General features: G+C 56.5%; 20 protein-coding genes and 1 other annotated feature. Of the genes, 15 read left to right on the forward strand and 5 right to left on the reverse strand.

All coding sequences use genetic code 11. The annotated features are described in order from the left end of the window. Nucleotides 1–85: 85 nt before the first annotated feature. Genes serB through nadR form a run of 3 tightly spaced genes read left to right on the forward strand, consistent with a single transcriptional unit; the run spans nt 86 to nt 3,719 of the window. Nucleotides 86–1,054 (forward strand): phosphoserine phosphatase, encoded by a 969-nt coding sequence (serB, locus tag ACMGGH_RS08720; RefSeq protein WP_028015444.1) that lies wholly within the window; start codon nt 86–88, stop codon nt 1,052–1,054. 11 nt (nt 1,055–1,065) lie between these two features. After that, nucleotides 1,066–2,451, forward strand: coding sequence for a DNA repair protein RadA (radA, locus tag ACMGGH_RS08725; RefSeq protein ID WP_003856523.1), 1,386 nt, complete (start codon nt 1,066–1,068; stop codon nt 2,449–2,451). Nucleotides 2,452–2,486: 35 nt separating this feature from the next. Beyond that, complete coding sequence (gene nadR / locus ACMGGH_RS08730; protein ID WP_028015445.1) at nt 2,487–3,719, forward strand: multifunctional transcriptional regulator/nicotinamide-nucleotide adenylyltransferase/ribosylnicotinamide kinase NadR; 1,233 nt, start codon at nt 2,487–2,489, stop codon at nt 3,717–3,719. Nucleotides 3,720–3,759: 40 nt separating this feature from the next. Here nadR and ACMGGH_RS08735 read toward each other — a convergent pair whose 3' ends face one another. Further along, nucleotides 3,760–4,761 carry a zinc-binding alcohol dehydrogenase family protein gene (locus ACMGGH_RS08735; protein ID WP_028015446.1) on the reverse strand — a complete coding sequence of 334 codons (1,002 nt, stop codon included), beginning with the start codon at nt 4,759–4,761 and terminating at the stop codon, nt 3,760–3,762. A 108-nt stretch (nt 4,762–4,869) separates the two neighbouring features. Between ACMGGH_RS08735 and ACMGGH_RS08740 the strand changes: the two genes are divergently transcribed. Further along, entirely contained in the window at nt 4,870–5,769 is a 900-nt protein-coding gene (locus ACMGGH_RS08740; protein WP_232948638.1) for a LysR family transcriptional regulator, read from the forward strand. Between the two features lie 63 nt (nt 5,770–5,832). On the opposite strand, the gene ettA is transcribed toward ACMGGH_RS08740, so the two are convergent. Beyond that, the gene (ettA, locus tag ACMGGH_RS08745; protein ID WP_003856515.1) at nt 5,833–7,500 is read right to left on the reverse strand and encodes an energy-dependent translational throttle protein EttA; all 1,668 of its coding nucleotides are present in this window, start codon (nt 7,498–7,500) and stop codon (nt 5,833–5,835) included. A 227-nt stretch (nt 7,501–7,727) separates the two neighbouring features. Here ettA and sltY point away from each other — a divergent pair, with 227 nt between their 5' ends. Beyond that, nucleotides 7,728–9,665, forward strand: coding sequence for a murein transglycosylase (gene sltY / locus ACMGGH_RS08750; RefSeq protein WP_028015448.1), 1,938 nt, complete (start codon nt 7,728–7,730; stop codon nt 9,663–9,665). A 55-nt stretch (nt 9,666–9,720) separates the two neighbouring features. Then, on the forward strand, nt 9,721–10,050 hold the full coding sequence (gene trpR / locus ACMGGH_RS08755; protein ID WP_024907404.1) for a trp operon repressor: 330 nt from the start codon (nt 9,721–9,723) through the stop codon (nt 10,048–10,050). Here trpR and yjjX read toward each other — a convergent pair. Then, complete coding sequence (gene yjjX / locus ACMGGH_RS08760; RefSeq protein ID WP_041911281.1) at nt 10,041–10,556, reverse strand: inosine/xanthosine triphosphatase; 516 nt, start codon at nt 10,554–10,556, stop codon at nt 10,041–10,043. The genes trpR and yjjX overlap by 10 nt on opposite strands. A 50-nt stretch (nt 10,557–10,606) precedes the next feature. Here yjjX and gpmB point away from each other — a divergent pair, with 50 nt between their 5' ends. Further along, nucleotides 10,607–11,254 carry a 2,3-diphosphoglycerate-dependent phosphoglycerate mutase GpmB gene (gpmB, locus tag ACMGGH_RS08765; RefSeq protein ID WP_008502057.1) on the forward strand — a complete coding sequence of 216 codons (648 nt, stop codon included), beginning with the start codon at nt 10,607–10,609 and terminating at the stop codon, nt 11,252–11,254. On the opposite strand, the gene robA is transcribed toward gpmB, so the two are convergent. After that, nucleotides 11,251–12,120: an MDR efflux pump AcrAB transcriptional activator RobA gene (gene robA, locus ACMGGH_RS08770; protein ID WP_028015450.1), complete on the reverse strand. Its 870-nt coding sequence runs from the start codon at nt 12,118–12,120 to the stop codon at nt 11,251–11,253. The two genes, gpmB and robA, sit on opposite strands and share 4 nt — an antisense overlap. A 211-nt stretch (nt 12,121–12,331) precedes the next feature. On the opposite strand from robA, the gene creA reads away from it, so the two are divergent. From creA to creD, 4 genes are read left to right on the forward strand one after another with little or no spacing between them, the layout of a single operon-like run. Next, nucleotides 12,332–12,802, forward strand: a complete 471-nt coding sequence (gene creA, locus ACMGGH_RS08775) for a protein CreA (protein ID WP_048225583.1) — start codon at nt 12,332–12,334, stop codon at nt 12,800–12,802. Between the two features lie 14 nt (nt 12,803–12,816). Beyond that, nucleotides 12,817–13,506 carry a two-component system response regulator CreB gene (gene creB, locus ACMGGH_RS08780; protein WP_232948637.1) on the forward strand — a complete coding sequence of 230 codons (690 nt, stop codon included), beginning with the start codon at nt 12,817–12,819 and terminating at the stop codon, nt 13,504–13,506. Further along, entirely contained in the window at nt 13,506–14,930 is a 1,425-nt protein-coding gene (gene creC / locus ACMGGH_RS08785) for a two-component system sensor histidine kinase CreC (RefSeq protein WP_232948636.1), read from the forward strand. The genes creB and creC overlap by 1 nt, the downstream gene beginning before the upstream one ends. A 56-nt stretch (nt 14,931–14,986) precedes the next feature. Then, nucleotides 14,987–16,339 carry a cell envelope integrity protein CreD gene (creD, locus tag ACMGGH_RS08790; protein ID WP_028015453.1) on the forward strand — a complete coding sequence of 451 codons (1,353 nt, stop codon included), beginning with the start codon at nt 14,987–14,989 and terminating at the stop codon, nt 16,337–16,339. 45 nt (nt 16,340–16,384) lie between these two features. On the opposite strand, the gene arcA is transcribed toward creD, so the two are convergent. Next, the gene (gene arcA / locus ACMGGH_RS08795) at nt 16,385–17,101 is read right to left on the reverse strand and encodes a two-component system response regulator ArcA (protein WP_003856501.1); all 717 of its coding nucleotides are present in this window, start codon (nt 17,099–17,101) and stop codon (nt 16,385–16,387) included. Nucleotides 17,102–17,196: 95 nt separating this feature from the next. Between arcA and yjjY the strand changes: the two genes are divergently transcribed. The 4 genes from yjjY (at nt 17,197) to thrA (ending at nt 21,246) form a co-directional block, all read left to right on the forward strand. Beyond that, nucleotides 17,197–17,337 carry a protein YjjY gene (gene yjjY / locus ACMGGH_RS08800; RefSeq protein ID WP_085928893.1) on the forward strand — a complete coding sequence of 47 codons (141 nt, stop codon included), beginning with the start codon at nt 17,197–17,199 and terminating at the stop codon, nt 17,335–17,337. 399 nt (nt 17,338–17,736) lie between these two features. Further along, nucleotides 17,737–18,423, forward strand: coding sequence for a tRNA/rRNA methyltransferase (locus tag ACMGGH_RS08805; protein ID WP_059355609.1), 687 nt, complete (start codon nt 17,737–17,739; stop codon nt 18,421–18,423). Between the two features lie 211 nt (nt 18,424–18,634). Next, a complete protein-coding gene (gene thrL / locus ACMGGH_RS08810) occupies nt 18,635–18,703 on the forward strand; it encodes a thr operon leader peptide (protein ID WP_015572623.1) in 69 nt (22 codons plus the stop codon). Beyond that, nucleotides 18,642–18,759, forward strand: a sequence feature (Thr leader region). Its footprint overlaps the gene before it by 62 nt. Nucleotides 18,760–18,783: 24 nt before the next feature. Continuing rightward, the gene (gene thrA, locus ACMGGH_RS08815) at nt 18,784–21,246 is read left to right on the forward strand and encodes a bifunctional aspartate kinase/homoserine dehydrogenase I (RefSeq protein ID WP_420299111.1); all 2,463 of its coding nucleotides are present in this window, start codon (nt 18,784–18,786) and stop codon (nt 21,244–21,246) included.

The following is a 21,246-nucleotide window of genomic DNA, read 5'->3' on the forward strand; positions in this document are numbered from 1 at the left end:
TGCCAGAAGTGATGGTTACAGGGTAGCCTCATGCGTTATTTTCCCTCTGGAACCTTCCGGCGCGAACAAAATTACAGGAGCTTTAATGCCGAACATTACCTGGTGTGACCTGCCAACGGATGTCTCTTTATGGCCAGGATTGCCGCTCTCGTTAAGTGGCGATGAGGTGATGCCTCTGGATTACCACGCTGGCCGTAGCGGCTGGCTGCTGTACGGACGCGGCCTGGATAAGCAACGCCTGACCCAGTATCAAACCAAACTGGGCGCGGCGATGGTCATTGTCGCCGCCTGGTGCGTGGAAGATTACCAGGTCATCCGCCTCGCGGGTTCCCTGACGCAGCGCGCCACGCGTCTGGCGCATGACGCCGGGCTGGACGTAGCGCCTCTCGGCAAAATTCCGCACCTGAAAACGCCGGGTCTGCTGGTGATGGACATGGACTCCACCGCTATTCAGATCGAATGTATTGACGAGATTGCTAAACTGGCAGGCAGCGGCGAGCTGGTGGCGGAAGTCACCGAGCGTGCGATGCGCGGCGAGCTGGACTTCACCGCCAGCCTGCGCCAGCGCGTGGCGACCCTGAAAGGGGCCGATGCTAACATCCTGCGCCAGGTGCGCGACGTGCTGCCGCTGATGCCGGGGCTGACGCAGCTGGTGCTGAAGCTCCAGTCCCTCGGCTGGAAAGTGGCGATCGCCTCCGGTGGCTTTACCTTCTTTGCGGATTATCTACGCGAGAAACTGCATCTGACCACGGTGGTCGCTAACGAGCTGGAAATCATGGACGGCAAGCTGACCGGCCAGGTGATCGGCGATATCGTGGATGCCCAGTACAAAGCCAATACCCTGACGCGCCTGGCGGAAAAGTATGAGATTCCGGTCGAGCAGACCGTCGGCATTGGCGACGGCGCGAACGATCTGCCAATGATCAAAGTGGCTGGCCTTGGCATTGCCTACCATGCCAAACCAAAAGTGAATGAAAAGACGGAAGTCACTATCCGTCACGCTGACCTGATGGGGGTGTTCTGCATTCTCTCCGGCAGCCTTAATCAGAAATAACGAGGTAAACCGTGGCGAAAGCTCCAAAACGCGCATTTGTCTGTAATGAATGTGGTGCGGATTATCCGCGCTGGCAGGGGCAATGCAGCGCCTGTCATGCCTGGAACACCATCACCGAAGTGCGTGGTGTGGCGGCTTCGCCGAGCGTGGCCCGCAATGAGCGCCTGAGCGGCTATGCGGGCAATGCAGGCGTGTCGAAGGTGCAAAAGCTTTCTGATATCAGCCTGGAAGCGCTGCCGCGCTTTTCCACCGGCTTCAAAGAGTTTGACCGCGTGCTGGGCGGCGGCGTGGTGCCGGGCAGCGCGATTCTGATCGGCGGTAACCCGGGGGCGGGGAAATCGACCCTGCTGCTGCAAACGCTCTGCAAGCTCGCCGAACAGATGAAAACCCTGTACGTGACGGGTGAAGAATCCCTCCAGCAGGTGGCGATGCGCGCTCACCGTCTCGGCTTGCCGACCGGTAACCTGAACATGCTGTCGGAAACCAGCATCGAGCAGATCTGCATGATCGCCGAAGAAGAGCAGCCGAAGCTGATGGTGATCGACTCCATCCAGGTAATGCACATGGCGGACATTCAGTCCTCGCCGGGCAGCGTGGCGCAGGTGCGTGAGACCGCCGCTTACCTGACGCGCTTTGCCAAAACGCGCGGCGTGGCGATTGTGATGGTCGGCCATGTGACCAAAGATGGCTCTCTGGCGGGTCCGAAGGTGCTCGAACACTGTATTGACTGCTCGGTGATGCTCGACGGCGACGCGGATTCCCGCTTCCGCACCCTGCGCAGCCACAAAAACCGCTTTGGCGCGGTGAACGAACTGGGCGTGTTTGCTATGACCGAGCAGGGGCTGCGCGAGGTCAGCAACCCGTCGGCCATCTTCCTGAGCCGCGGCGATGAGATCACCTCCGGCAGTTCGGTAATGGTGCTGTGGGAAGGGACGCGCCCGCTGCTGGTTGAAATTCAGGCGCTGGTGGATCACTCGATGATGGGTAACCCGCGGCGCGTGGCGGTCGGTCTGGAGCAGAACCGCCTGGCGATCCTGCTGGCGGTGCTGCACCGTCACGGCGGGCTGCAGATGGCGGATCAGGATGTGTTCGTCAACGTGGTTGGCGGGGTGAAAGTCACTGAGACCAGCGCAGACCTGGCGTTGCTGCTGGCGATGGTCTCCAGCCTGCGCGACAGACCGCTGCCGCAGGATCTGGTCGTCTTCGGTGAAGTAGGGCTGGCCGGGGAAATCCGTCCGGTGCCGAGCGGCCAGGAGCGTATCTCCGAGGCGGCAAAGCACGGCTTCCGTCGGGCTATCGTTCCCGCCGCCAACGTGCCGAAAAAAATCCCGGAAGGGATGCAGGTCTTTGGCGTTAAGAAACTCGCAGATGCGTTAAATGTCTTTGACGACTTATAATTACGTATTCGATTTTGCAGGAGGCACCGTAATTTATGTCATCATTTGACTACATCAAGACCGCGATCCGCCAGAAGGGCTGCACGCTGCAGCAGGTGGCGGACGCCAGCGGCATGACCAAAGGCTACCTGAGCCAGTTGCTGAACGCCAAAATCAAAAGCCCCAGCGCGCAGAAGCTTGAAGCGTTGCACCGCTTTCTGGGGCTGGAGTTCCCGCGGATGCAAAAGAACATCGGCGTGGTGTTCGGCAAGTTTTATCCGCTGCATACCGGGCATATCTATCTGATCCAGCGCGCCTGTAGCCAGGTGGACGAGCTGCACATCATCATGGGCTACGACGAAACGCGCGATCGCCAGCTCTTTGAAGACAGCGCCATGTCGCAGCAGCCCACCGTGCCTGACCGTCTGCGCTGGCTGCTTCAGACCTTTAAGTACCAGAAAAACATTCGCATTCATGCCTTTAATGAAGAGGGCATGGAGCCGTACCCGCACGGCTGGGACGTGTGGAGCAACGGCATCAAAGCGTTTATGGAAGAGAAGGGCATTACACCTAACTGGATCTACACTTCTGAAGAGTCCGACGCGCCGCAGTTCCGCGAGCATCTGGGCATTGAGACGGTGCTGATCGACCCGAAACGCACCTTTATGAACATCAGCGGGGCGCAGATCCGCGAGAACCCGTTCCGCTACTGGGATTATATTCCGACCGAAGTGAAGCCGTTCTTCGTGCGTACGGTGGCTATTCTGGGCGGCGAGTCGAGCGGTAAATCAACGCTGGTCAACAAGCTGGCGAACATCTTCAACACCACCAGCGCGTGGGAGTATGGACGCGATTACGTCTTCTCTCACCTCGGCGGCGACGAGATGGCACTGCAGTATTCCGACTACGATAAAATCGCGCTCGGGCACGCCCAGTACATTGATTTCGCGGTGAAATACGCTAACAAAGTGGCGTTTATTGATACCGATTTCGTCACCACGCAGGCGTTCTGTAAAAAGTACGAGGGGCGCGAGCACCCGTTCGTGCAGGCGCTGATTGACGAATACCGCTTTGACCTGGTGATCCTGCTGGAAAACAACACCCCGTGGGTGGCCGACGGCATGCGCAGCCTGGGCAGCTCGGTGGACAGGCGCGAATTCCAGACCATGCTGGTGGAGATGCTTAACGAGAACAACGTTGAGTTTGTGCACGTTGAAGAGTCAGACTACGACTCCCGTTTCCTGCGATGCGTCGAGCTGGTGAAGGAGATGATGGGGGATCAGGGGTAATAACTTCCCCCTCGCCCTTTTGGGGTGAGGGGGGAATACCTCAGAACTCAACCACCACCTTCCCGCGCATATGCCCCTCCAGCACCTTACGGTGCGCTTCGGTAATGCTTTCCACGCTCAGCCCGTGCAGCGTTTCGCTGAGCGAGCTTTCCACCACGCCGTTATCCACCAGCTTCGCCACCTCATTTAAGATCTCACCCTGACGCGCCATATCAGCGGTCTGGTACATGCTGCGGGTGTACATAAACTCCCAGTGCAGGGCGGCGGATTTGGACTTCAGCTTGTCCTGGTTCAGCGGATGTTCATTCTCAACGATGGAACAAATATGCCCCTGCGGCGCAATCAGTTCACTGACCGCATCCCAATGCCCGTCGGTGTCGTTGAGGATGAAAATATAATCCACGAAGGTAAGTCCCTGCTTCGCCAGCTCGCCTTTTAGATCGCGGTAGTTGACCACTACGTCAGCACCGCGATCGCGGCACCACCGGGCGGAATCTTCTCGTGAAGCGGTTGCGATAATCTTCACCTTGCTGTTGTGCTTCGCAAACGGGATCGCCAGCGATCCCACGCCGCCCGCGCCGCCGATGATCAGCAGGGTTTTGTCCGCTTCGGCATCCTGAATGTTCAGCCGTTCAAACAGACCTTCCCACGCGGTGAGCGCAGTTAAGGGTAGCGCAGCGGCTGCCGCCCAGCCGAGGCTGGCAGGTTTGTGGCCGACAATGCGCGCATCTATCAGCTGATGAGTGGTATTGCTGCCCGGGCGGGTGATGTCGCCCGCGTACCACACCTCATCACCTGGTTTGAAGCCGGTGACGCCAGCTCCAGCGGCTTTGACGACCCCGCTGGCATCCCACCCCAGAATTCGCGGCTCGTTCAGCCCATTTTTGGCGATGCCTGCGTGCACTTTGGTATCAACCGGGTTAATCGATACGGCTTTCACCTCTACCAGCAGATCGTGTTCGCCAGGCGTCGGCATTGGCGGGGTGATTTCAATGAAGGTGGACGGATTTTCTGGGTTAACGGCAATGGCTTTCACTGACATGGTGTGCTCCTCAATGGAATGCGTTTTGTTGAGGCTAGTCTATTAAGTGGCCAGCCGCATGATAAGATGGACAATCATGAACTCAGCGTTCGTACAGGGTGAACAATCATGTTTAAACAGCTGCAGGATATGGCGCTGTTTGCGCTGGTGGCGGAGATGGGCAGTTTCACCGCGGCGGCGCAGAAAGCCGAACTGCCGAAATCCAGCGTCAGCCAGCGGATCAGCCAGCTGGAGCAGCAGGTGGGGATCCGTCTGCTGAATCGCACCACACGCAGGATCAGCCTGACGTTCGCGGGCGAGCACTATCTGGTGCACTGTCGGGAGATGCTGGCGGCCAGCGAGCGGGCGGAGTACGCCATTCAGCGCCTGCGTGAAAACCCCAGCGGCAGGCTGCGTATTACCTGTCCGGCGGGGATTGGCGCGACCCTGCTGGCGCATATGAATGCCGAGTTTCAGCTTCGCTATCCTGACGTGTCGCTGGATGTATCGATCTCTGACGACGTGGTGGACCTGGTCGAGTCCGGTTTTGACGTGGCGCTGCGCACCGGCAAGCCGCAGGACTCCTCTCTGATAGGCAGAATGATCGGGCACTGCCCGCGCTACATGCTGGCCTCGCCGGATTATCTGGCACGCCGGGAGCCGTTAATCCATCCCCGACAGCTGGTGGAGCACCGCTGTATTACGCACAAGGCGTGGTCGGAGTGGCTGCTGCGAAGCGAGGGTGAGGATTACCGCTACCTGCCGGACAACGGCCACATGACCGATAATCTGGTGTACGCCCGCGAATGCGCGATTGCCGGGGCGGGGATCACGCTGTTACCCGCATTTCTGCTGGAAGATAAGATCGAAAAGGGAGCGTTGGTTCAGGTGCTGCCGGAATGGCGCGTTGAAGGTAACGATCTTTGGCTGGCCTATCCGAGCCGGAAGCTGAATTCGCCCGCGCTGATGAGCTATATCGAGTTTGCGATGCAGTTTGATGAGGTGAAGCGGTATTACGTGGGTGGGTGATGTTGTGCGGCCTGATGCCCTCACCCTGAATAAAAAACGGCAACCGAGGTTGCCGTTTTGCTTTTATTTCGCAATACGCTTGTACTTAATACGCTTCGGCTCCAGCGCGTCTGCGCCCAGCGTGCGTTTTTTGTACTCTTCGTATTCGGTGAAGTTACCTTCGAAGAACTCCACTTTACCTTCGTCCTGGTAGTCCAGGATGTGGGTCGCGATACGGTCCAGGAACCAGCGGTCGTGCGAGATAACCATGGCGCAGCCCGGGAACTCCAGCAGGGCGTTTTCCAGTGCGCGCAGGGTTTCGATATCCAGGTCGTTGGTCGGTTCATCGAGCAACAGAACGTTACCGCCCACCTGCAGCAGCTTCGCCAGGTGCAGACGACCACGCTCGCCGCCGGACAGCTCGCCCACGCGTTTGCCCTGGTCGGTGCCCTTGAAGTTAAAGCGGCCAACGTAGGCGCGGCTTGGCATCTCGGTGTTGCCGATACGCATGATATCCAGACCGCCGGAGACTTCTTCCCACACGGTTTTGCTGTTATCCATCGCGTCACGGAACTGGTCTACGGAGGCCAGCTTCACGGTTTCACCCAGGGTGATTGAGCCGCTGTCTGGTTGTTCCTGACCGGACATCATACGGAACAGGGTCGATTTACCCGCGCCGTTCGGACCGATGATGCCAACGATAGCGCCTTTCGGTACGGAGAAGGTCAGATCGTCGATCAGCACGCGGTCACCATAGGACTTACGCAGGTTGGTCACTTCAACCACTTTATCCCCCAGACGTGCTCCAGGTGGAATAAACAGTTCGTTGGTTTCGTTACGTTTCTGGTATTCGGTGTTGTTCAGCTCTTCAAAGCGTGCCAGACGGGCTTTGCCCTTAGACTGACGGCCTTTCGCGCCCTGACGAACCCACTCCAGCTCTTTCTCGATAGACTTGCGACGGGCCGCTTCCTGAGACGCTTCCTGCGCCAGACGCTGATCTTTCTGCTCCAGCCAGGAAGAGTAGTTGCCTTCCCACGGAATACCTTCACCGCGGTCCAGCTCCAGGATCCAGCCGGCGACGTTGTCGAGGAAGTAACGGTCGTGGGTAATTGCTACAACGGTGCCTTCGAAGTCGTGCAGGAAGCGCTCCAGCCACGCCACGGATTCCGCATCCAGGTGGTTGGTCGGTTCGTCGAGCAGCAGCATGTCTGGTTTTTCCAGCAGCAGGCGGCACAGCGCCACGCGGCGGCGTTCACCACCGGAGAGATTCGCGATTTTCGCATCCCAGTCCGGCAGACGCAGGGCATCCGCCGCGCGCTCCAGCTGCACGTTCAGGTTGTGACCGTCGTGCGCCTGGATGATCTCTTCATATTTGCCCTGCTGAGCGGCCAGTTTGTCGAAGTCCGCATCCGGCTCGGCGTATTTGGCATACACTTCATCCAGACCTTTCAGCGCGTTAACCACTTCGGATACCGCTTCTTCAACGGATTCACGTACGGTGTGTTCCGGGTTCAGCTGAGGTTCCTGCGGCAGGTAGCCGATCTTGATGCCTGGCTGCGGACGGGCTTCACCTTCGATGTCTGTATCGATGCCGGCCATGATGCGCAGCAGGGTGGACTTACCGGCACCGTTGAGACCCAGCACACCAATTTTTGCGCCCGGGAAGAAGCTCAGCGAGATATTTTTAAGAATATGACGTTTCGGCGGGACAACTTTGCCGACACGATGCATGGTATAAACGAATTGAGCCACGTGGACTTCGCCTCTTTTATCGTAAATGAGAAGGAATTTCAGCCTCGAAGTGTAGCCTTTTTCACGCCCTAATCCCAGCCAGGAACGTCGGGAGTGTTAAAACGCGCAAGAAAGGTAAAAAAGTGTCCATGACGTGGCGCGTTGCTGGATGCCTGGTTAGCATAAGTTGTTGTGACTTTGACGTGGCAAGACGCTGCAATTGACGAAAAAACAATGAGGAAGAGCTTGTGGAAAAAGCCAAACGGGTGGTCTGGCGTCTGCTGGCTGCCAGCGTATGCGTAATGGCGGTAAGCCAGGCGGTGCATGCCGATTCACTGGATGAACAACGTAACCGCTACGCCCAGATTAAACAGGCGTGGGACAATAAGCAGATGGATACCGTGCAGGCGCTGATGCCGACGCTCAAGGATTATCCGCTGTATCCGTATCTGGAGTATCGCCAGATTACCGACGATCTGATGAACCAGCCGACCGTCACCGTGAATAATTTCATTCAGGCTAACCCGACCCTACCGCCTGCCCGAAATCTCCAGTCTCGTTTTGTGAATGAGCTGGCGCGTCGTGAAGACTGGCGCGGCCTGCTGGCGTTTAGCCCTGACAAGCCGAATACCACCGAAGCGCAGTGTAATTACTACTATGCGAAATGGGCGACCGGGCAGCAGGAAGAGGCCTGGGCCGGGGCGAAAGATCTGTGGCTAACCGGCAAAAGCCAGCCGAACGCCTGTGATTCCCTGTTCGGCGCATGGCGCGCTTCCGGCAAGCAGGATCCGCTGGCCTACCTTGAGCGCATCCGCCTGGCGATGAAAGCCGGCAACACGCGTCTGGTAACCGCACTGGCAGGGCAGATGCCGTCCGATTACCAGACGATCTCCTCGGCGGTTATCGCGCTGGCAAACGATCCGAACAGCGTTCTGACCTTTGCCCGCAGCACGGGCTCGACCGATTTTACCCGCCAGATGGCGGCGGTAGCTTTTGCCAGCGTGGCGCGTGACGATGTCGAAAACGCGCGGCTGATGATCCCGCAGCTGGTGCAGGCGCAGCAGCTGAATGAAGATCAAACCCAGGAGCTGCGCGACATCGTGGCCTGGCGACTGATGGGCACGGACGTGACCGACGAACAGGCGCGCTGGCGTGACGATGCGATCATGCGCTCAAACTCGACCTCGCTTGTCGAGCGCCGCGTGCGCATGGCGCTGGGCACCGGCGACCGCCGTGGCCTCAACACCTGGCTCGCGCGTTTGCCGATGGAAGCCAAAGAGAAGGACGAATGGCGCTACTGGCAGGCCGATCTGCTGCTGGAGCGTGGCCGTGAAGACGAAGCCAAAGAGATTCTTCACTCGCTGATGCAGCAGCGCGGGTTCTACCCGATGGCGGCGGCGCAACGGCTGGGCGAGGAGTACACGCTTAAGATCGACAAAGCGCCCGCTAACGCGAACCCCGCTCTGACGCAGGGGCCAGAGATGGCGCGCGTGCGCGAGCTGATGTACTGGAACATGGATAACACCGCGCGCAGCGAGTGGGCCAACCTGGTGACCAGCCGCACCACGGATGAAAAAGCGCAGCTTGCCCGCTATGCGTTTGATAATCGCTGGTGGGATCTGAGCGTGCAGGCGACGATTTCAGGCAAGCTGTGGGACCATCTCGAAGAGCGTTTCCCGCTGGCGTATAAGGATCTGTTTGACCGCTACACCAGCGGCAAAGATATCCCGCAAAGCTACGCCATGGCGATTGCCCGTCAGGAGAGCGCATGGAACCCGAAAGTTCGTTCACCGGTGGGTGCCAGCGGGCTGATGCAAATTATGCCGGGGACGGCGACGCATACGGTGAAGATGTTCAACATTCCAGGTTACAGCAGCCCGTCACAGCTTCTCGATCCGGATACCAACATCAACATCGGCACCAGCTATTTGCAGTATGTCTATCAGCAGTTTGGCAATAACCGCATCTTCGCGTCGGCGGCGTATAACGCCGGTCCGGGCCGCGTGCGCACCTGGCTTGGCAACAGTGCAGGACGCATTGACGCAGTGGCGTTCGTGGAGAGCATTCCGTTCTCGGAAACGCGCGGCTACGTGAAGAACGTCCTGGCTTATGACGCCTACTATCGCTACTTCATGGGGCAGAAAGATACCCTGATGAGCGATGCCGAGTGGCAGAGACGTTACTGATCGGCATGGGTTGTGTTATGCTGTACTCGCTAAAGAGTACAAGAGGCAGCATAACATGACCCAGCATTCCCCGTATTCCTCGGCAATGGCCGAACAGCGTCACCAGGAGTGGCTTCGTTTTGTGGAGCTGCTTCGCCAGTCTTACGAGCAGGATTTGCACCTACCCCTCATGCAGCTGATGCTTACGCCGGACGAGCGTGAGGCGCTGGGCACGCGCGTGCGGATTATTGAAGAGCTATTGCGCGGTGAGATGAGCCAGCGCGAGCTGAAAAACGAGCTGGGCGCGGGCATCGCGACGATCACCCGTGGATCGAACAGCCTGAAGTCCGCGCCGGTTGAGCTGCGCCAGTGGCTCGAGTCAGTCTTATTGAGCGATCAACGATAAATGGCGTTATGAAACGGGCTCAGCGCCAGGATCACCGCCTGATGGTAAACCCCTGAACGCGTGAGCTTACCCGCCGTAAAGACGCCAATCGCCCCTTCTTTACGCCCAATCTCATCAATGCCGGTGTACTGTGACATCACCGGCCCGAGCGCTTCACCTGCACGGACTTTTTCCAGAATGATCTCCGGCAGCGGCAGGGTGGCTGAGCGCGCTTCGCCGCGCTGCTCACGGCTTTCAATCACCACCCAGCTAAAGGTTGCGCCTTCGTCGATGCCTGCTTCAATGGCGACCCAGAAGTCAGCCTTCGGGGCCGCGGCTTTTGCATTTGCCACGCGATTTCGTGCGCCAGCGCGCGTTTCCTCGCTGCCAAACGGCTGTTCAGGTACGCCACTCTCGACGCCGATGGCCTCAATATGGCAGGATCCTTCGCCGAAAATCTCTTCAAAAGCCTTTAGAATTGCCTGAATTTTGGCAGGATTGGTGGTAGCAGAGACAACATGGTGCATAATTAAGCTCAATTCAAAAAAAACTCATCGCAGTATAACGGAAAAAAAGCATGTTACAGGTATACCTTGTTCGCCACGGTGAAACGCAGTGGAACGCCGAGCGACGTATTCAAGGCCAGTCAGACAGTCCTCTCACCGAGAAGGGTGTGCAGCAAGCGTGGCAGGTGGCGGAACGCGCCAGAACGCTGGGCATTACCCACGTTATTACCAGCGATTTAGGTCGCACACAGCAGACGGCGCGCATCATTGCCGACGCCTGCGGCTGCGATGTGATGCTTGAGCCGCGCCTGCGCGAGCTGGATATGGGCGTGCTGGAAAAGCGCCATATTGATACGCTGACGGAAACGGAAGAGGGCTGGCGCCGCACGCTGGTGAACGGTACCGAAGATGGTCGTATTCCTGAAGGGGAATCCATGCAGGAGCTGAGCGTGCGTATGCATGCCGCGCTGGCGGAATGCCTCAAGCTTCCGGCAGGCAGCCGTCCGCTGCTGGTGAGTCACGGTATCGCGCTCGGCTGCCTGGTGAGCACCATTCTGGGGTTACCGGCTTACGCTGAGCGTCGGTTACGCCTGCGTAACTGCTCCATTTCCCGGATTGATTATCAGGAAAGCGCGTGGCTGGCGTCGGGCTGGGTCGTGGAGATGGCAGGGGACATTTCGCATCTCGATGCCCCTGCGCTTGATGAACTGCAGCGTTAACGACGGACAGGAATCAAGAATTCCATACGCAGATTGATTGGGCCTTCTTCCGGTTTGGCATCCTGCGCCGGGTAGTAGCGCTCGATATCCTGACCTTTACGGCGATTCAGATTCAGCATTGGCATGCACGTCCCGTAAACGGTCAGGATAAACTCCTGGACGCCCGTACCCAGTCCTTCATACGAGAACATCACGTACTCGCCGCCTTCCAGCACGACCGGCTTCGAACCCTGAATGTAGCCATTCGCCAGCTCCGGCGTCAGCGCGGTGGTGTAAAACACCTCCTGCTCGTCGTCTTTTTCCTGGCTTGGGTGCGTTTCGTTGAGGCCATACAGGATCGGCGGAATGGCCGGCGCATGGCTCAGGAAATCGCGCCAGAACTGGACGCGCATCTGATGGCGGAACTCAGAAATCTGCTCCAGAGAGCACGAGTAGCTCTGGGTTGTACCGATCAGATGGGTTTCCGGCAGAGTGACCATTTCGTATTTCGGCATCGCGAACTCGCCCAGACGCAGCGGCGGACGCATGCCAAACGAACTCCAGTCAGGCGAGCGGCGATAGAGCGCTGGCGTCAACGAGAACTGTTTTTTAAAGGCGCGGGTGAAGGTTTGCTGCGAATCAAAACGGTACTGCAGGGCAATATCCAGAATTGGCCGCGCGGTCAGGCGCAATGCCACCGCAGATTTCGATAAACGACGTGCGCGAATATAGGCACCGATAGCATGACCGGTGACATCCTTGAACATCCTTTGCAGATGCCACTTGGAATAGCCCGCTTTAGCCGCCACATTATCCAGTGACAAAGGCTGGTCGAGATGACCTTCCAGCCAGGTGAGCAGGTCGCGAATAATTCCAGCCTGATCCATATACTATCCTCATCCTTAAAACAGCAGGTGCCTGATAACAGGTTAGCGGATAATAGCATTTTTTGATGTTTTAGCATTCAGTGTTTTTTTTGCGCATTAATGCCTTTTCTCTCTCATTTTGGGTGAATATATTCTAATCCTGTGATCTTGCTACATTTTTCACTAACGTGTTGAATAATCGCTCAATGCAATTTTAAAGAATGGTAACAATATGAAATACAAGACTTTGCTCTTCACCGCGCTGATGTTGATGGCCGGACGCGCTGCACAGGCGGAACAGATTGGTTCTGTCGATACCGTGTTCAAAATGTTCGGTCCGGACCACAAAATTGTCGTTGAGGCGTTTGACGATCCGGACGTGAAAAACGTCACCTGCTACGTCAGCCGCGCGAAGACGGGCGGTATTAAAGGCGGCCTGGGGCTGGCGGAAGACACTTCCGATGCGGCGATCTCCTGTCAGCAGGTGGGGCCGGTTGAGCTGAGCGATAAAATCAAAAACGGCAAAGCGCAGGGCGACGTGGTGTTCCAGAAACGGACCTCGCTGGTGTTTAAAAAGCTGCAGGTGGTGCGTTTCTATGATGCAAAACGCAACACCCTGGCCTACCTTGCGTATTCCGATAAAGTGGTGGAAGGGTCACCGAAAAACGCCATTAGTGCGGTGCCGATTATGCCGTGGCATTAATTCAGGGATGAACCATGCAACAACCTGTAGTCTGGCTGGTTGAAGACGAAACCAGTATCGCCGATACGCTTATCTACATGCTTCAGCAGGAAGGATTTGCAGTAAAAGCGTTTGAGCGCGGTTTACCGGTGCTGGAGGCGGCGCGCCAGCAGGCTCCGGCGCTCGCCATTCTTGACGTCGGGCTGCCGGACATCAGCGGCTTTGAGCTCTGCCGCCAGCTTCTGGCGCAGCATCCGTCACTGCCCGTGCTGTTTCTGACGGCACGCAGTGACGAAGTGGATAAACTCCTCGGCCTGGAAATGGGCGCAGACGACTACGTCGCCAAGCCTTTCTCCCCGCGTGAGGTGTGCGCCCGGGTAAGGACCATTTTACGGCGGATGCAAAAATCCGCCGCCCCAGCGGAGACGGTGCGTATCGGACAGTTTGAGCTGAACGAAGCTGCCGCGCGAATTAGCTGGTGCGGTGAAGCATTACCGCTCACGCGCTATGAGTTTTTGCTGCTTAAAACGTTACTACAGGCTCCGGGACGGGTTTTCTCTCGTCAACAGTTAATGGACAAGGTGTGGGGCGAAGACGGCGACAGTTACGATCGTACCGTGGACACTCACATCAAGACCCTGCGCGCCAAGCTGCGGGCAGTGAATGAGGAAATGTCACCCATCAGCACCCATCGCGGTATGGGCTATAGCCTGGGGCTTTTTTAATGCGCATCGGAATGCGTTTGCTGCTGGGGTACTTCCTGATCGTCGCCATCGCCGCATGGTTTGTGCTGTCGATCTTTGTTCAGGAAGTGAAGCCCGGCGTGCGCAGGGCAACCGAGGGCACGTTGATCGATACCGCGACCTTGCTCGCCGAAGTTGGGCGTGAGGATCTTCTTTCGGGCAATGCGCAGCAGGGCAGACTGGCGCAGGCCTTTTTACAGCTCCATCAGCGGCCTTTCCGCGCCAATATCGGCGGCATTCATAAGGTGCGCAACGAGTATCACGTCTACATGACCGATGCGCAGGGCCGCGTCGTGTTTGATTCTGCCGGCCTGGCCGTGGGGCAAGATTACTCTCGCTGGAACGATGTCTGGCTGACGCTTCGCGGCCAATACGGCGCGCGCAGTACCCAGAGCCATCCCGACGATCCGGAGAGCACGGTGATGTATGTTGCCGCACCGGTTGTGGAGCAGGGCAAGATTATCGGCGTGCTGTCGGCGGGGAAACCTAACAGCGCGATGGCGCCGGTGATTCACCGCAGCGAGCGACGGATATTGTGGGCAGGCGGGGCGCTGCTTGGCATTGCTTTACTGATCGGTTTTCTCGTCGCCTGGTGGATCAATCGTTCCATCAGTACGTTATCGCGCTATGCCGACTCGGTGACCACTGATACGCCTCTCCCGCTGCCTAATCCAGGCAGTAGCGAACTGCACAAGCTGGCTCTGGCGCTGGAAAATATGCGTATTCGCCTTGAAGGGAAAAACTACATTGAACACTATGTCCATGCGCTGACCCACGAGCTGAAAAGCCCAATAGCCGCCATACGCGGCGCGGCAGAAATTCTCACCGAGCAGCCGCCGCCGCAGGTGGCCGCGCGGTTTATCGATAATATTCTGGTGCAAAACGCGCGTATGCAGTCGCTGGTTGAAAAACTGCTGACTCAGGCGCGGCTTGAAAATCGGGTCGAGATTACGCCCCAGGCCGTCCGCGTCGACCTGCTGTTTACACGGCTTGCCGACGCGCGTTCGGCGCTATTGGCGGCAAAAAAGATTGCGCTGACCCTCCAGCCCGCTTCGCTTCTTGTTGAAGGCGATCCCGACCTGCTCGAACAGGCGCTCGGTAATTTACTGGATAATGCTATCGATTTTACCCCACAGGGCGGTGCCATTGAACTGGCGGCCCAGGAAGAGCAGGGGCAGATACGGCTGATCGTCACCGACAGCGGAAGCGGGATCCCGGATTATGCGCTGGAGCGTATTTTTGAGCGCTTTTATTCCCTGCCGCGCGAGAACGGGTTGAAAAGTAGCGGACTCGGGCTGGCGTTTGTTCAGGAGGTGGCGCGTCTGCACCACGGAGAGATTACATTGCGTAATCGTGATGAAGGTGGCGTGATAGCCACGCTGACACTTCACCGTCCCTTCACATAACTTCAAACTGGCCCCACACAGCCTGGTTACGCTCTCCACATCACAAAGGAGACGTAATGATGAAATCCCCCCTGTTCTGGAAAGTAAGCACCCTGCTGGGGTGCATCCTGCTGTTGTTAGTCCCACTGTTTATGGTGAGTAACCTCATTTCAGAGCGTGAAAGCTACCGCAACGATGTCGAAAATACGCTTCGCCAGAGCACCAGCGGGCCGCAAAAATTGGTCGGCCCGCTGATTGCGATCCCGGTAACCGAGGTTTTTTACAAGTTAGAGGATGAGAAAAAAGTCGAGTACAAGAAAAGCTATATGCATTTTATCCTGCCGGAGTCTCTGCGCGTTGAGGGTAACCAGCGCGTTGAGTCGCGAAATATCGGCATCTATGACGGACAGATCTGGAATACCGACCTCAACATAAAAGCCCGATTCAACACGGAAAAAATGACGCAGCTGAAAGGGGAGTCGATGACCCTGGGGCAGCCGTTTATCGTTGTTGGCGTGGGCGATGCTCGAGGCATTGGCACGGTGAAAGTCTCCAGTATCAACGGCGAGACGCTAAGTGTGGAGCCGGGTACAGGCGTGTATGGCGCGCTTCCCGGTATCCATATCCCGCTGACTGACAAAGCGCTGGAATTAAAAACGTTTGCTATGGATATTTCGCTGAATCTGACGGGAACAGGAAGTTTTGCCGTGGTACCTGTAGGACGTAGCAGTGAAATGGCGCTGAACAGCAACTGGCCGCATCCTGGCTTTATGGGTAATTATCTGCCGGTGAAGCATAAAATTGGTGACGCCGGTTTTCAGGCGAACTGGCAGAGCAGCTGGTTTGCGAACAATCTTGAGAGCTGGTTCAACGGAAGCGAGTCGCCGTCATGGGAGTCAATCCCCGCCTTCAGCGTTACGGTAGCCACGCCCGCCGATCAGTATCAACTGACTGATCGGGCGATCAAGTACGCCATTTTGCTGATTGCGCTGACGTTTATGGCCTTCTTTGTTTTCGAGACCTTAACCGGGCTGCGCCTGCATCCGATGCAGTATCTGCTGGTGGGGCTGTCGCTGGTGCTGTTCTATCTGGTGCTGTTGGCGCTATCAGAACATGTCGGGTTTACGCCAGCCTGGATAGTTGCAAGTTTGGTTGGTGCGGCAATGAACGGAATGTACCTGCAGGCCGTGCTGAAAAGCTGGAAGCGCAGCGGACTGTTTGTGCTGGCCTTGCTGGGGCTGGACGTGGTGATGTGGTTCCTGCTGCGCTCGGAGGATAGTGCACTGCTGTTGGGGTCTGCGGTTCTCGCGCTGGCGCTGTTCGCCGTCATGTACCTGACTCGTCATTTCGACTGGTATTCGCTTTCACAGCCGAAGCGACCTGCGCCGCCCGCAGAGCCTGATAACGACACAATGCGGATCTGGAAATAAAAAAAACGGCGCAAATGCGCCGTTTTTCATGCGTTAACTGCGGGATTATTCCTGCAGATCACCGCAGAAACGGTACCCTTCGCCGTGGATGGTGGCGATGATTTCCGGCGTATCAGGCGTCGATTCGAAATGCTTACGAATACGACGGATGGTCACGTCTACGGTACGGTCATGAGGCTTCAGCTCACGACCGGTCATTTTCTTCAGCAGTTCTGCACGGGACTGAATTTTGCCCGGATTTTCGCAGAAGTGCAGCATCGCGCGGAATTCGCTGCGCGGCAGCTTATACTGCTCACCGTTCGGGCTAATCAGCGAACGGCTATTGATATCAAGTTCCCAGCCGTTGAATTTGTAGCTGTCGACGCTACGACGCTCTTCGCTGACCGTGCCCAGGTTCATGGTGCGGGACAGCAGGTTGCGTGCACGAATGGTTAACTCGCGAGGGTTGAACGGTTTGGTGATGTAGTCATCCGCACCGATCTCCAGGCCAAGAATTTTATCAACTTCGTTATCACGGCCCGTCAGGAACATTAACGCGACGTTCGCCTGTTCACGCAGTTCGCGCGCCAGCAGAAGACCGTTTTTGCCCGGCAGGTTGATATCCATGATCACCAGGTTGATATCATTTTCAGAAAGGATCTGATGCATCTCTGCGCCATCGGTCGCTTCAAAGACATCGTAGCCTTCTGCTTCGAAAATGCTCTTTAACGTGTTGCGTGTTACCAACTCGTCTTCAACGATAAGAATGTGCGGGGTCTGCATGTTTGCTACCTAAATTGCCAACTAAATCGAAACAGGAAGTACAAAAGTCCCTGACCTGCCTGATACATGTCGCAAATTAACATGATCGGCTTAACGTGACTAAAGTACGTAATTGCGTTCTTGATGCACTTTCCATCAACGTCAACAACATCATTAGCTTGGTCTTGGGTACTTTCCCTTTGGACCCGACAGTGTCAAAAACGGCTGTCATCCTAACCATTTTAACAGCAACATAACAGGCTAAGTGACACCAGACACCCAATAAAACTACGCTTCGTTGACATATATCAAGTTCAATTGTAGCACGTTAACAGTTTGATGAAATCATCGTAGCCGAATGCTAGCCTTTATCACAATTTTTCAATAAACCAACTAGTTGCGGAGATTGATTTATAAACAAAGCGAATCCAATCAGAACAGGGTATTCACGTTGCCATTATCATTATAAAACATAGGGATAATAGGCTTCTGTTAACATTCTAACTGATTGTTCAGACACAAAATAGTTTAGCGTCTTTAATTTGTTATGAAACGCTATTTCGGTGATTTGTGTTGCAAATTTGTAAATTCGTGCTGCGTAATATGTTGAAGTGCATCACACTTTTCTCCGCTAACTGATTAAAAAGAGAGCATAAATGCATCTGTCGATTGTACTGGTCGCTCCAGCCAGGGCCGAAAATATAGGCGCTGCGGCGCGTGCCATGAAGACCATGGGTTTTACCGATTTACGTATTGTGGACAGCACTGCGCACCTGGAGCCTGCCGCCCGCTGGGTGGCGCACGGTTCGGGGGATATTCTCGATAATATAACGACTTACGCTACGCTTGCCGACGCGCTGCATGACATTTCATTTACCGTTGCCACCACAGCACGCAGCCGGGCGAAGTTCCACTACTACGCCACGCCTGCTGAACTGGTGCCCATGCTGGAAGAGAAAAGCCAGTGGCTTGAGAAAGCCGCGCTGGTATTTGGTCGTGAAGATTCCGGGCTCACCAACGAAGAGCTTGAGCTGGCGGACGTTCTCACCGGTGCGCCGATGGTAGCCGATTATCCTTCCCTGAATTTAGGCCAGGCGGTAATGGTCTATTGCTATCAATTAGCTTCCCTAATGCAAATCCCTCAATCCCAGACAGAAGCCGCCAATGAAAATCAGCTGGCCGCGCTTCGTGCTCGCGTAGAGCGTCTTTTATCGAGCCTTGGCGTTGCGGACGATCAAAAAATGGCCGACTGGCTACAGCAGCGCCTTGGACGTCTTGAACAGCGGGACACCGCCATGTTGCACCGTTTGCTGCACGATATTGAAAAAAAATTGGCCGAGTAAAATGCTGTCATAAGTTTTTACTATGGCGAAATGGTCTGTCGTGGAGGGTTGCGGCTGGGGGATTCGGATGAAAATAAAACGTCACGCAGCGTGACGTGAACGTCCGCGGAAATGTGATCAAATTAAAAATTCATTGACTTAAGGTGCCCGATCCTTTAACCCTAAAAGAATACAGCACAGACAGATAATAATGACAGAGTACACAACATCCATGAAACGCATCAGCATCACCACCATTACCACAACCATCATCATTACCACAGGTAACGATGCGGGCTGACGCGTACAGGAAAAACAGAAAAAAGCCCGCACCTGAACAGTGCGGGCTTTTTTTTCGGCTAAAGGAAACGAGGTAGAACCATGCGAGTGTTGAAGTTCGGCGGTACATCAGTGGCAAATGCAGAACGTTTTCTGCGTGTTGCCGATATCCTGGAGAGCAACGCCAGGCAGGGGCAGGTTGCGACCGTGCTCTCTGCCCCGGCAAAAATCACAAACCATCTGGTGGCGATGATTGAAAAGACCATCGGTGGCCAGGATGCACTCCCGAACATCAGCGATGCCGAGCGTATCTTCGCCGAGCTGCTGCAGGGGCTGGCAGAGGCACAGCCTGGTTTCCCGCTCGCGCAGCTAAAGTCCTTCGTTGAGCAGGAGTTTACTCAGATCAAGCATGTGCTGCATGGCATCAGCCTGCTGGGCCAGTGCCCGGACAGCGTCAACGCGGCGCTGATCTGCCGGGGCGAAAAACTCTCCATCGCCATCATGGCGGGCGTGCTGGAAGCGCGCGGCCACAACGTTACCGTGATCAATCCGGTTGAGAAATTGCTGGCAGCGGGCCACTACCTCGAATCTACCGTTGATATTGCCGAATCAACCCGCCGTATTGCCGCGAGCAAAATCCCCTCTGACCATATGATCCTGATGGCGGGCTTTACCGCAGGAAATGAGAAGGGCGAGCTGGTAGTGCTGGGCCGTAACGGATCCGACTACTCCGCCGCCGTGCTGGCCGCCTGTTTACGCGCAGACTGCTGTGAGATCTGGACTGACGTCGACGGCGTCTATACCTGCGATCCGCGCCAGGTGCCGGACGCCAGGCTGCTGAAGTCGATGTCCTACCAGGAAGCGATGGAGCTTTCCTACTTCGGCGCCAAAGTGCTTCACCCGCGTACCATCTCCCCTATTGCCCAGTTCCAGATCCCATGCCTGATTAAAAACACCGGTAACCCGCAGGCGCCAGGCACGTTGATTGGTGCCAGCAGCGATGAAGATGGTCTGCCGGTGAAAGGCATTTCCAACCTGAATAATATGGCAATGTTCAGCGTCTCCGGTCCGGGGATGAAGGGGATGGTCGGCATGGCGGCGCGCGTTTTTGCGGCCATGTCACGCAACGGTATCTCGGTGGTGCTGATCACCCAGTCCTCTTCCGAATACAGCATCAGCTTCTGCGTGCCTCAGGTCGACTGTCTGCGCGCCCGCCGCGCGCTGGAAGAAGAGTTCTATCTGGAGTTGAAAGAGGAACTGCTGGAGCCGCTCTCCATTCAGGAACGCCTGGCGGTGATTTCCGTGGTTGGCGACGGTATGCGCACGCTGCGCGGTATCTCCGCCAAATTCTTTGCCGCGCTGGCGCGGGCCAATATCAACATCGTGGCGATTGCCCAGGGCTCGTCCGAGCGTTCAATCTCCGTGGTGGTGGATAACGATGACGCCACCACCGGCGTACGCGTGGTTCACCAGATGCTGTTCAACACCGATCAGGTTATCGAGCTATTCCTGATTGGCGTGGGTGGCGTCGGCGGTGCGCTGCTGGAGCAGGTGAAGCGCCAACAGGAGTGGCTCAAGAAAAAGCACATCGATCTGCGCGTCTGCGGAATTGCGAACTCGAAAGCGCTGCTTACTGACGTTCACGGTCTGAACCTGGAGAACTGGCAGGCGGAGCTGGAAGAGGCGAAAGAGCCGTTCAACCTGGGGCGCCTGATCCGTCTGGTGAAAGAGTATCACCTGCTTAACCCGGTTATCGTTGACTGTACCTCGAACCAGGCGGTGGCCGACCAGTACGCCGACTTCCTGCGCGAAGGCTTCCACGTGGTGACGCCGAACAAAAAGGCCAACACCTCGTCGATGGATTACTATCACCAGCTGCGCCTGGCGGCGAGCAAGTCGCGCCGCAAGTTCCTGTACGACACCAACGTCGGCGCCGGCCTGCCGGTCATCGAGAACCTGCAAAACCTGCTGAACGCGGGCGACGAATTGCAGCGTTTCTCCGGCATCCTCTCCGGCTCCCTGTCGTTTATCTTCGGCAAGCTGGATGAAGGGATGAGCCTGTCGGAAGCCACCCGTGCCGCGCGCGAGCTGGGATACACCGAGCCAGATCCGCGCGACGATCTCTCCGGGATGGACGTGGCGCGCAAGCTGCTGATCCTGGTGCGCGAAACGGGCCGCGAGCTGGAGCTTTCGGATATCGTGATTGAACCGGTGCTGCCAGCTGAGTTTGACACCAGCGGCGATGTCAGCACCTTTATGGCGAATTTACCTCAGCTTGACGATGCCTTTGCCGCACGCGTTGCGAAAGCCCGTGATGAAGGTAAGGTATTGCGCTATGTTGGCAACATTGAAGAGGACGGCGTATGCCGGGTGAAGATTGCCGAAGTGGATGGTAACGACCCGCTTTATAAAGTCAAAAACGGCGAAAACGCCCTCGCGTTTTACAGCCACTATTATCAGCCATTGCCGCTGGTGCTTCGCGGCTATGGCGCAGGGAATGATGTGACGGCGGCGGGCGTGTTTGCCGACCTGCTGCGTACCCTGTCATGGAAGTTAGGAGTTTAA

The sequence above is a fragment of the Enterobacter sp. BNK-16 genome, assembly GCF_048684955.1.
Classification (GTDB): Bacteria; Pseudomonadota; Gammaproteobacteria; order Enterobacterales; family Enterobacteriaceae; genus Enterobacter; species Enterobacter bugandensis.